Raw genomic sequence first — 11,591 nt, 5'->3', positions numbered from 1 at the left:
CCCCCATTATTTTTTTGATTGGGATAATGGCATTAGCGCCCCCCCAGAGATAGTAATAACTAACTACAATAAAGATAAACCTTTAGTTATCGTCAAAACTATACTTACCGCAGATACAGGAGATAAGGATTGGGAAAAAAGAGATTTAGCACAAGCAAGTAAAATATTATGTGCTTTCACTCCTTTTTTAAATATCTATAATTATATTATACAAGGTAAATGCCAACAATTGAATGGCATCATATTCAGTGCAAATGATTTTTTCAACCATAATACAAAAGGAAAAACATTACATATTGCTGGAAACAGCTCCCCACTAAAACCAAAGTCCAGCAAAGAAGCAGAGTTACGCATACCTAAGAGTGTAGATAACTACATGACATTGACTTATATAGATTACAGTCAACGTAGACAATCTCTAAGCCTCCCGGCGGTAGCCAAAGCCTGCATGGTTTCGCTCCACTCTTTATTTAACTCTCGTCCAACACGTCAAGTAAGACCCCATTGCATTGACTGGACATTAGAAATCATGACTGACTTTACTTTGTTGTTTGGTAATAGCTTAGAAACCTGGAATACAGCATTTTTTGGCCAAATAGTAGATTCAATAATAAGAACAGGAAGTACCGGCGTCACCGCCGAAAATGCAGCAGTAGAAAATAGGTTCATCCATGCTATAACAGAAAAAATAACCGACAGAACCACTAATAATGCCCTTGCCGATATTAAAACCGCTTTTGATTATGCTCAGCTTAGTTATACCTCTTATAACCTTCTTTCCTTATCTGATGAGTCACCATCACAGGTGGAGCTCTTACCATTAGGCATTTATGAGTTGCTATTGGAGACTTTCATCTTTAAACCAACTCCTCCAAAAATTATTTCACAGGGTGAATTTGTTGAGCAAACTGAATTAGAATTCGAAATAGAAATACTCCCAACACCCACCCCTGAGGAAGAAGAAAAGCTTTCAGGTGTAGAAATTAGTAATGCCCAAGCGATGCGGAAAAAACTGAAAGAAATCATTGCTCACTGGGAGCAACAGTATCAGCGAGGTTACCCCGATCAAGGTGCCAATGCAGATGCCGCTACAGATGAAATTAATGATGCCCTCAATAAACTGCTTCTTGCTGGAAACGTTGTGACGGGTATTATCAATCGAAGACTCATTCTCCATCGTCCCGGTGAAATATATGTAATAGTTAAACTGCGGGGAAGAGTTATCGCGATAGTACTTGCTGACCGTTTTAATAGCCGGGATGAAGTTGAACTGGTCGCGTCGGCAACACTGCCAGACTATGTCTTATTTCCCGATCGCGAAGGAACCGTAAGAGGCGCTGGCACAGCAGCAGTCAGAGAGCTAAGCCGATATTTACAGCAACAGGGTGCCAGAATATTATTCTCTGAAGTCATTACTCAGCCCTCGGCTCGAGTCAAACAGAAGGTTGGTTTTAATTTTAAGAATGAATTTTAAATTATATGGGTCAAAAAATAGCCCATAAATTGTATGGGCTATTTTTGAAGATGAGATCTATTTACCCGCTCTCTTACTCAACCAAAACCTTCTTTGGCAGATGCACTTTCACATCGCTATTAATATCATTACGCAGATAAATCCCCAGCAACAATCCTACCAGCGATAACAACAGCATGTAATAGGCCGGGGCCATCGGTGTCATTTTCATTAATAGGGTCACCACAATCGGTGTCAGACCACCAAAAATGGCGTAGGCCACATTGTAAGAGAAGGATATTCCCGTAAAACGGACCTCTGCCGGGAATGCACGGACCATCACATAAGGTACCGCACCGACAATGCCGACACAAAATCCGGCCATCATATAATGCGTAATGAGTTGAGTTGGATCAGTCAAATTTGTGTGGTAGAACGACCATGTGGATGCCGCCAGCATCAGGCTGCCAACAATAAAGGTTTTACTGGCACCGAAACGGTCAATGACCAGCCCGGCAATCACACAGCCAAACACCAATGCGACAATCGCCAAACTATTGGCCTGCAATGCCAGCGCGGGCAGTACGCCGAACTGCTTTTGTAAATACGTCGGGGTCATCAGGATAACCACCACGATCCCGGCAGAGAGCAACCAGGTCAGCAGCATGGAAACAAACACTTCTTTCTTATGATTAACCACGACAGATTTCAGCGGTAACTCTTCAGCCAAGGCTTTACGTGCCTGCATCTCTTTAAAGATAGGTGTTTCTTGCAACCAACGGCGCAGATACATCGCGAACAGGCCAAAAATTCCCCCCAGGAAGAATGGTACACGCCAGCCGCCATCTAAAATAGCCTGAGGACTTAAGGTGGTATTCATGGCGGTAGCCACCAGCGACCCCAGCAAGATCCCCGCGGTCAGACCCGCAGTTAACGTGCCACAAGCGATCCCGATACGCCGACGCGGTACATGTTCAGCCACGAAAACCCATGCTCCGGGGACTTCGCCGCCAATTGCCGCCCCTTGTAACACCCGCATTAACAGCAACAGTAATGGCGCAGCAATACCGATCGAAGCGTAAGTCGGCAACATACCGATCGCCAACGTGGGTAAGGCCATTAACAAAATACTGAGAGTAAACATCTTTTTACGGCCAACAAGATCACCAAAATGCGCCATGATGATGCCGCCTAATGGGCGAGCCAGATAACCGGCCGCAAAAATACCGAATGTCTGTACCTGGCGCAGCCACTCAGGCATATCTACCGGGAAGAAAAGATCGCCGATAACCGCAGCAAAGAAAACGAAAATAATGAAATCATAAAATTCCAAAGCGCCCCCTAATGCAGCTAGAGTGAGCGTTTTATAATCTTGCTTATTCAATCGACGGTTAGGATTATGCTCTTGAGCAACATGCGGTTGCGATAAGTCGACTTGAGATGAATTGTGTTCTTGAGACATATGACACCGTAATAAACCAGAGTTGGGGAAGAAAAATATTTTCAGCTTTTTGTAAAGTTAATAGGACTATACCGTACAAAATTCCCCACACGGTTAGAATGGTGCCTTATGTTGTAAAAAGTTTTAATTTAGCTTTTTATATCGACAATGGCATTCTTCGGGCGAAAAGCCGCTACCACTTCAGCATTGGTCTCTATATAAGGCCCATCCAGTAGTTGAATGCAATAAGGCACACTGGCAAAAATACCGGCAACCACCACGTTCGCCTCGGCGTCTTTCACGCCTTCAAGCGTCTCTTTGATTGATTTAGGCTGTCCCGGCAAGTTGATGATCAATGCCTGCTTGCGGATAACCCCTACCTGACGGGATAAAATAGCGGTGGGAACGAAATGAAGGCTGATTTGACGCATTTGTTCGCCAAAACCTGGCATTTGCCGATCCGCAATTGCCAGCGTGGCATCAGGGGTAACATCACGTCTCGCCGGGCCGGTACCGCCAGTGGTCAGCACCAAATGGCAGCCCATTTCATCGACTAACTCACACAATGTCTGCTCAATCAGAGTTTGCTCATCGGGGATAAGACGAGTTTCTATTTCAAAAGGGGTGGTTAACGCACTTGCCAGCCACTCTTCCAGTGCCGGAATGCCTTTATCTTGATATACCCCACTTGACGCCCGATCAGAGACGGAGACTAAACCTATACGTAATGTATTCATGCGACTACCTCGACGAAATGCCTGTTATCCAGGGCGAATAATAGCATATCCAACATAATTAACGTGGGGGGAGCAGCACAAACCTGGCCAGCTAACAGGCAATAAAAAAGGCGGCTTACGCCACCTTTTATCAGACATACCGCTCGAATTACAGCAGGTCAGAGATCATTTTCTCAAGTTTGCCTTGGTCGATAGCAAACTTACGGATACCGTCAGCCAGTTTATCGATAGCCATAGGGTCCTGATTATGCTGCCAGTAGAACTCAGCTTCGGTCAGTGGTGCAGGCTTCGCCTGAACTTCACCGGTATAAGCGAGTTTACGCTCGATCGGGCCTTCGCTTTCTGCCAGTTCTTTCAACAGAGAAGGTGCGATAGTTAAGCGATCACAACCCGCCAGCTCAATGATTTCACCCAGATTACGGAAGCTTGCGCCCATCACCACAGTGCTATAACCGTGTTTTTTGTAATACTGATAAATCTCGGTTACTGAAACGACACCTGGATCTTCGTGTGGCGCGAACTCTTTTTTGTCGCCATTGGCTTTGTACCAGTCAAGAATACGGCCAACAAACGGTGAAATCAGGAATACACCCGCTTCAGCACAAGCACGCGCCTGAGCGAAGGAGAACAGCAGAGTCAGGTTACAGTTAATGCCTTCTTTTTCCAGTTGTTCCGCAGCACGGATACCCTGCCAGGTCGAGGCCAGTTTGATCAGAATACGATCATTGCTGATGCCAGCTTCGTTATACAGTTTAATCAGGCGCTTGGCTTTTGCCACGCTGGCAACGGTGTCATAGGAAAGACGAGCATCAACTTCGGTAGAAATGCGCCCTGGGATCAGTTTCAGAATTTCCAAACCGATATTCACAGCCAATTTGTCAGTGGCATCAACAATCTGCTGAGCATGGTCACTGCTTTGCTCGCGTGCCCAGGCAATGGCTTCATCGATCAGTTTGCGATATTCAGGAATTTGAGCCGCATTCAGGATAAGTGATGGGTTAGTGGTTGCATCTTGCGGCTGGTACAGCTTCATTGCCGCGATATCCCCGGTATCTGCTACTACAGTGGTAATTTGACGTAGGGAAGTAAGTTTATCGGTCATGTTGTCGTTTCTCGTCGTTTGTGCATGAACTTTTGGCATGTCAAAACTGTTCATTTCCTAAAGAACGCATGTTCTCAAGAATCTGTTTTCTCAAGCTGCTTTCTGCTCTTTCGAAATGTTAGCCATTTCGCAATAGTGGCTATCTGGACGCACTGCCTTGTCTTGATAATAACATGCGTAAGCCTTGGTGCAAGGCAGTTAAACTGATTAAAAAAAGCGCAAAGACAGGCTTTTTGCTTAGCAACCGTTTTCGCCGTGCAAAACAGCCAGAATCCGGTTGGTTAATAGCAATTTCGTCCATTCTTATCGTGCTGAGACGATTTAGCCAAGCTCTATCATCGCAGACAACCCTACAACGTCATGTCCGATGGGGATACCTATCTTAGCAATCGCCCAATCTTTTTTTGCTGACGTGCGCTTTTTGCTACAGTGTCTTATTTAAATATACCCTAAATAATTCGAATGGCAGAAAGACGGCAAGTGAGTGAATCCTCAGGAGCTTACATAAGTAAGTGACTGAGGTGAACGAAAGTAGCCAACGCACNTGCCGCTTGAAGTATGACGGGTATTAACAGGATATCGTTATGCTTATTATTATCTCTCCGGCTAAAACCCTTGATTATCAAAGTCCATTAGCGACCAAGAAGTTTACTCAGCCTGAAATGTTGGATAAGTCACAAGTGCTTATTGAGATTTGTCGTGAGCTGACGCCAGCCCAAATCAGCCGTCTGATGGGGATTAGCGACAAGCTGGCCGGTTTAAATGCTGCCCGCTTTAGCGACTGGCAGCCTGATTTTACCCCGGACAATGCACGTCAGGCGATTTTGGCTTTTAAAGGTGATGTCTATACCGGCATGCAAGCACAGAATTTCAGCGCCGCCGATTTTGATTTTGCGCAAAAGCATTTGCGCATGCTCTCTGGCTTGTACGGCCTGTTACGCCCGCTGGATTTAATGCAACCTTACCGCCTGGAAATGGGGATTAAGCTGGCTAATCCGCGCGGCAAAGATCTCTATTCGTTCTGGGGTGACCAGATAACTGAAAAACTGAATCAGGCATTGGAGCAACAAGGTGATAATGTGCTGATTAATCTGGCCTCTGATGAATATTTTAAAGCGGTTAAACCGGCCAAACTGGCAGGCTCACTGATTAAACCGGTATTTTTGGATGAGAAAAATAGTAAATACAAAATCATCAGTTTCTATGCCAAGAAAGCCCGTGGCCTGATGAGCCGCTTTATCATCCAGAATAAGTTAACCAAACCAGAACAACTGGTTGATTTCAATCTGGAAGGCTATGAGTTTGATGCCGGGCTGTCGGCAAAAAATGAACTGGTGTTTAAGCGCGCTGAGCAGTTTTAACAACTTCAAGTAGAAAAAGCATTACCCTAAGTAATTGGTGTTGCAGCCAGGCAGCAAACGAACACATCCCGATGAGCTTACTCAGTCAAGTAAGTGATTCGGGTGAGTGAGAGCGGCTAACAACGCTGCAACACCAAGTAAGACGGGTAATTACTTTGGCAAAGCCATCAAGAAAGCCCGCAATTGCGCAAAATCGGCTGGTAAATCATGGGATAACAAAGGCAGTTGCGCCCGAACAGCCAGTGGTTTCGGCAACGGAAGTTCCTGGCCGAGGATCTCTTCCACGCTCTCTTTGAATTTCGCCGGATGAGCGGTACCGATGAACAACCCAAACTCACCGTCCTGCAACTGATCACGCAAGACACGATACGCAATCGCCGCATGAGGTTCAGAGATATAACCCAGCTCCGCCAGCTCACGCATGGTCTCTTTGGTCACTTCATCACTCACCGCACCGTGGCCTAAATCCTTCAACTGCCAGATTTTACGGCGATATAATTCTTCAACACGTGGCCAGTTATTCGGTTGGCTGACATCCATCGCATTCGAGAGCGTCGCGACGGTGGGTTTTGGCTGCCACTGGCCGTTAACCAGGAAGCGCGGCACTGTGTCGTTGGCGTTGGTTGCAGCAATAAAGCGCTTAACCGGCAAACCTAATGATTTCGCTAACAGCCCGGCGGTCAAATCACCAAAGTTACCACTGGGTACCGAGATAACCAGTTGATTACGTGCTTCTTGTGGCAACTGGGCTACCGCTTCAAAGTAATAGCAGATTTGTGCCAATAAGCGGCTGATGTTGATCGAGTTGGCGGAGTTTAGGCTCAGTTCCTGCTTCAGCTCTTCATCATCAAAGGCCTGTTTCACCAAGGCCTGGCAGGCATCAAAATCGCCCTCAATTGCCACGGTGTGGATATTGCCACCTAATGTGCAGAACAGTTTTTCCTGCAAGGGGCTGATTTTGCCACGTGGGTAGAGAATAACCACCCGCACGTTTTTCAGGCCATAGAATGCATGTGCTACCGCCGCCCCAGTGTCACCGGAAGTCGCCGTTAAGATTGTCACCGGCTGATCACCCGCCACTTCAGCCAACATTTGCGCCATAAAACGCGCGCCGAAATCTTTAAACGCGAGTGTCGGGCCGTGGAACAGCTCCAGTGCGGCGATATCATTCTCAACCTGAGCCACGGGTGCCGGGAATTCAAATGCGGCCTGAACGCGTTTGGTTAAGGTTTCAGGGGCAATCTCACTGCCAATAAAAGCAGACAGAATACGGCTACTGCGGGTAACAAAATCCAGATCCAGCAGTTTATCAATTTCTGTCAGTTCAAATTCTGGCAATTCCAGTGGGAAGAACAACCCCTGATGCTTACCCAGGCCTTGTTTGATCGCTTGCGCGAAGCTGACCTGCTCGTTGTGATCTTTAAGGTTATACAGTTTCATGCGTTATCCCAGTAGTCGTGCGCCTGCGGTATCCAGACGGCAAATATGAACAAAACCTTCGTCGTTTTGCAGGTAATGATTTTGTAGCCAGCCCGCCATGCGTTGTGCGGTTTCATGATCATTGCAGACAGCAAATAGCGTCGGGCCAGAGCCGGAAATACCACAAGCCAATGCACCAATATCATGTGCGGCTTGGCGGGCGGCAGCAAAGCCCGGCAACAGTTGGGTGCGGTAAGGTTCGGCGATAACATCTTTCATCATCTTAGCGGCCAAATCAGGTTGCTGAGTGTGACAAGCGTGAATGAATCCAGCCAAATTACGGCCATGAGCGATACAATCCTGACGGCGATATTGCGCCGGTAAAATGGCGCGCGCTTCAGCGGTCGAGACCTTAATACCCGGATACGCCATGACCCACAGCCAATCATCAAAGCCGGGAACGTTCTGGCTGATGTAACCTTCCTGTTCGAGGATCAGTTGCATCCCACCCAGATAGCAAGGTGCAACATTATCATAATGCACACTGCCGGAAACACGCCCTTCCAGCTCCCCCATCAGGCCGAGTAACGTGACTTTATCCAGTGGCTTGCCACAGAACTCGTTCATCGCCATTAACCCGGCAACCACCGAACAAGCACTGGAACCTAGCCCAGAACCAATCGGCATATTCTTTTCCAGCACCATCGCCACCGGGATCTGTTTGCCCATTTCGTGACAAAAACGCTCCCAGCATTGATAAACAATATTCTCTTTCGGGTCATCAGGCAGTTTGCTGACAAAGCGGCCTTCATTGCGCAGACTGAAACGGTCTGCCGCCGTCACGCTGACACAATCGCCGAGTAAGGTGCCATCTAGCGGCGAAACCGCCGCACCCAACACATCAAATCCAACGCTGACATTGCCAATCGATGCCGGAGCATAGATCTTAACCATATTTAAACTCCCAACTTCCAGGATAATGTGCGTAAAAGATCGGCGAATACCCCGGCAGCAGTCACGTCATTACCCGCACCGTATCCGCGCAGCACCAACGGAATAGGCTGATAATAGTGGGTATAGAAAGCCAACGCATTCTCACCATTTTTAACTTTATACAGCGGGTCGTTACCGTCAACAGCATCCATTCTGACGATACAACGCCCTTCTTCGATAACCCCAACATAACGCAGCACTTTGCCCTGCTCCGCCGCATTCGCCACCAAACGGGTAAACTCGGCATCCAGTGACGGCAAACGCGCCAGGAAGCTATCTACATCACCAGAAGCATCAAAACTGGCTGGCAGAACGGATTCAACTTCAATATCCGTCAACTCAAGTTTGTAACCTGCTTCACGGGCCAAGATCAACAATTTACGCGCCACGTCCATGCCAGAGAGGTCATCGCGTGGGTCAGGTTCAGTGTATCCCATCTCCCTGGCTTGCAAGGTTACCTCTGACAATGTCATCCCTTCATCCAGCTTGCCGAAGATAAACGACAGCGACCCTGACAGAATGCCAGAAAAACGCATCAGTTCGTCACCGGCATTGAGCAGATTCTGTAAGTTTTCGATTACCGGTAAACCAGCACCCACGTTAGTGTCATACAGGAATTTGCGACAAGATTTCGCCGCCGCCGCACGCATCTGACGGTAGTAATTCATCGACGAGGTGTTGGCTTTCTTATTTGGCGTCACAACATGGAAACCATCGGCCAGGAAATCAGCATATTGATCGGCAACAGCCTGACTGGAAGTACAATCGACAATCACCGGGTTGAGCAAGTGATACTCTTTTACCAACCGAATCAGACGGCTTAAGTTAAATGGCTCCTTCACCTCAGCCAGTTCCTGACGCCAGTTATCCAACGCAATGCCATGGACATTGGTCAGCATGGCTTTGGAATTAGCAATACCACACACCCGCAGATCGATATGGCGCTGTTTCAACCACGGCTGCTGACGATAGATTTGTTCGATTAATGCCCCACCGACACCGCCAACACCTATTACAAACACTTCAATCACTTGGTCAGTGTTAAACAGCATTTGATGGCAGACACGCACACCGGTGGTAACCGCATCATTACTCACCACCACCGAAATAGAGCGCTCAGACGAGCCTTGCGCAATCGCAATGATATTAATATTGGCACGCGCCAACGCCGAGAAGAAGCGAGCGGAGATGCCACGCAATGTGCGCATACCATCACCCACCACGGAGATAATCGCCAGATGCTCCATCACATCCAGGGGTTCCAAGAGGCCATCTTTCAATTCCAGATAGAACTCATCTTCCAATGCTCTACGGGCACGCTCTAGCTCCCCCTGCGGCACACAGAAGCTAATGCTGTATTCAGAAGAAGACTGGGTGATAAGTACCACTGAAATGCCGCTGCGTGACATCACCGCAAAGACACGGGCAGCCATACCGACCATGCCTTTCATCCCCGGACCTGAGACGTTAATCATCGCCATGTTATTCAGGTTGGTGATACCTTTGACTGGGAAGCCATCATCACTGCTTTCCCCGCCAATTAGGGTGCCAGGTGCCTGTGGATTAGAGGTGTTTTTAATCAGGCAAGGGATCTGGAACTGGGCAATGGGGGCGATAGTGCGGGGGTGAAGAACTGAAGCGCCAAAATAGGACAGCTCCATCGCCTCTTGGTATGACATCGATTTCAGTAAACGGGCATCGGGTACAGTACGCGGGTCACAGGTATAAACCCCATCAACATCCGTCCAGATCTCACAACAATCAGCACGTAAACAAGCAGCCAGCACTGCGGCTGAATAGTCGGAGCCATTACGCCCCAGCACCACTAACTCACCTTTGTCGTTACCGGCAGTGAAACCTGCCATCAAGATGATGTGGTTGGCCGGAATGCTGCTGGACCCGATACGGCGGGTAGATTCCGTGATATCAACAGTGGATTCGAGGTAATGGCCTTGCGCCAGCAACTTCTCGACCGGATTAATCACAGTAACCGGATAACCTTTGGCCTGAAATAGCGCCTCCATGATTGCAATGGAGAGTTTTTCGCCACGGCAAATGATTGACGCATTGATGCTATCCGGGCACTGGCCGAGCAATGAGATACCATGCAGGACATGTTTGAGTTGCGCAAACTCATGCGCCACCAGCGCTTTCAAGCGTTCATAGTCAAATCCAGGTTGAGTGTCGGCCAACCCGCGTAACAGCTCGGAAAAAATCCGCTCCGCATCGCTGATATTCGGCGAGATATCTTGCCCTGCGACCATTTTGTCGATCATCGCAACCAGATGATTGGTAATTTTAGCGGGAGCGGATAACACGGTAGCCACTTGTCCCTGACGTGCATTACTTTCGATGATATCGGCAACACGCATAAAGCGTTCTGCATTTGCTACTGATGTCCCGCCAAATTTCAACACTCGCATTTCTGATTCTCTCCCGCTTTCGCGCTTTTTTTATCGCAAACTTTTTTTGCAAAGATTTGATTGAAAAAAAAAGCCCGCACTGTCTAGGTGCGGGCTTTTTTCTGTTGTTTCCTGTACGCGTCAGCCCGCCCCGTAACCAGTGGTTTCGGTGGTGGTAATAATTGTTGTGTTCAGGCTGATATATCGCATGTCGTCTGTCTGTCTCATAAATGAAGCTGTCCCTCTATTGGTTAAAGCAATCGCCCCCTCAAGTCAAATTTTTTCATCCAATTCCCTAAAGAAACGCCCCCACCCACAATGGGCAATCAACTAATTCAATGGGGGTAATCAGCAGATACAAATAAAAAATCCCGCGATATACCAGATAATAAATCTGTAATGTTAATTTTAATCACTACTATCCACTGTAAGATTTTTTTTCGACTAAATGACAGAAAACACGCCAACGGACAATTGATAGGATCGCGATAGCAAAATCCAATTGAAGACATAAAATGGCAAATTAATCATCATTGATTTGCATGAGTGACTTAAAAAACAACAAATATGAAAAGTTTCCTCTATTACTTTACATTTAACTAACATTGACGATAATTCTTCTTATGCTTTTAGGCGAAATAGGGCGCTGACAAGAAAAATCCCTTCATGGCTGTAATGCTGAA

Annotated in this window: 8 protein-coding genes, 1 pseudogene and 1 other annotated feature; of the genes and pseudogenes, 2 read left to right on the top strand and 7 right to left on the bottom strand. The window is 47.3% G+C overall.

Going from position 1 to position 11,591, the window contains the following annotated elements; all coding sequences use genetic code 11:
- Positions 1–1,474: pseudogene (locus tag V1952_RS15775) on the top strand (GNAT family N-acetyltransferase); the annotation flags it as partial.
- 73 nt (positions 1,475–1,547) lie between these two features.
- Here the strand turns inward: V1952_RS15775 and V1952_RS15770 are convergent.
- The 3 genes from V1952_RS15770 to tal all read right to left on the bottom strand — a co-directional run bounded on the left by V1952_RS15770 (position 1,548) and on the right by tal (position 4,733).
- A complete protein-coding gene (locus V1952_RS15770; protein WP_372557969.1) occupies positions 1,548–2,915 on the bottom strand; it encodes an MFS transporter in 1,368 nt (455 codons plus the stop codon).
- A gap of 128 nt (positions 2,916–3,043) precedes the next feature.
- Complete coding sequence (gene mog, locus V1952_RS15765) at positions 3,044–3,631, bottom strand: molybdopterin adenylyltransferase (RefSeq protein WP_420075094.1); 588 nt, start codon at positions 3,629–3,631, stop codon at positions 3,044–3,046.
- 148 nt (positions 3,632–3,779) lie between these two features.
- Positions 3,780–4,733 (bottom strand): transaldolase, encoded by a 954-nt coding sequence (tal, locus tag V1952_RS15760; RefSeq protein ID WP_005192439.1) that lies wholly within the window; start codon positions 4,731–4,733, stop codon positions 3,780–3,782.
- 584 nt (positions 4,734–5,317) lie between these two features.
- Between tal and yaaA the strand changes: the two genes are divergently transcribed.
- On the top strand, positions 5,318–6,094 hold the full coding sequence (yaaA, locus tag V1952_RS15755) for a peroxide stress protein YaaA (RefSeq protein ID WP_420075093.1): 777 nt from the start codon (positions 5,318–5,320) through the stop codon (positions 6,092–6,094).
- Positions 6,095–6,244: 150 nt separating this feature from the next.
- On the opposite strand, the gene thrC is transcribed toward yaaA, so the two are convergent.
- The 4 genes from thrC to thrL all read right to left on the bottom strand — a co-directional run bounded on the left by thrC (position 6,245) and on the right by thrL (position 11,118).
- Positions 6,245–7,534 carry a threonine synthase gene (thrC, locus tag V1952_RS15750; protein ID WP_083160635.1) on the bottom strand — a complete coding sequence of 430 codons (1,290 nt, stop codon included), beginning with the start codon at positions 7,532–7,534 and terminating at the stop codon, positions 6,245–6,247.
- Between the two features lie 3 nt (positions 7,535–7,537).
- Positions 7,538–8,467, bottom strand: a complete 930-nt coding sequence (thrB, locus tag V1952_RS15745) for a homoserine kinase (RefSeq protein ID WP_420075092.1) — start codon at positions 8,465–8,467, stop codon at positions 7,538–7,540.
- 2 nt (positions 8,468–8,469) lie between these two features.
- Positions 8,470–10,929 (bottom strand): bifunctional aspartate kinase/homoserine dehydrogenase I, encoded by a 2,460-nt coding sequence (thrA, locus tag V1952_RS15740; RefSeq protein ID WP_420075091.1) that lies wholly within the window; start codon positions 10,927–10,929, stop codon positions 8,470–8,472.
- A gap of 63 nt (positions 10,930–10,992) precedes the next feature.
- Positions 10,993–11,111: a sequence feature (Thr leader region), on the bottom strand.
- Positions 11,050–11,118, bottom strand: a complete 69-nt coding sequence (thrL, locus tag V1952_RS15735; RefSeq protein ID WP_002231504.1) for a thr operon leader peptide — start codon at positions 11,116–11,118, stop codon at positions 11,050–11,052. Its footprint overlaps the feature before it by 62 nt.
- Positions 11,119–11,591 lie beyond the last annotated feature (473 nt).

Origin of the sequence: Yersinia sp. 2542 StPb PI, from assembly GCF_048593855.1 — a bacterium.
GTDB classification, from domain to species: Bacteria; Pseudomonadota; Gammaproteobacteria; order Enterobacterales; family Enterobacteriaceae; genus Yersinia; species Yersinia enterocolitica_E.
The sequence above is the reverse complement of the archived record's forward strand: the minus strand, read 5'-3'. Positions and strand labels throughout refer to the sequence as shown.

What these genes read in the sequence shown, in the direction of transcription:
- V1952_RS15770 (WP_372557969.1), bottom strand. Translation starts at nt 2,915, where the DNA reads ATGTCTCAAGAACACAATTCATCTCAAGTCGACTTATCGCAACCGCAT.
- mog (WP_420075094.1), bottom strand. Translation starts at nt 3,631, where the DNA reads ATGAATACATTACGTATAGGTTTAGTCTCCGTCTCTGATCGGGCGTCA.
- tal (WP_005192439.1), bottom strand. Translation starts at nt 4,733, where the DNA reads ATGACCGATAAACTTACTTCCCTACGTCAAATTACCACTGTAGTAGCA.
- yaaA (WP_420075093.1), top strand. Translation starts at nt 5,318, where the DNA reads ATGCTTATTATTATCTCTCCGGCTAAAACCCTTGATTATCAAAGTCCA.
- thrC (WP_083160635.1), bottom strand. Translation starts at nt 7,534, where the DNA reads ATGAAACTGTATAACCTTAAAGATCACAACGAGCAGGTCAGCTTCGCG.
- thrB (WP_420075092.1), bottom strand. Translation starts at nt 8,467, where the DNA reads ATGGTTAAGATCTATGCTCCGGCATCGATTGGCAATGTCAGCGTTGGA.
- thrA (WP_420075091.1), bottom strand. Translation starts at nt 10,929, where the DNA reads ATGCGAGTGTTGAAATTTGGCGGGACATCAGTAGCAAATGCAGAACGC.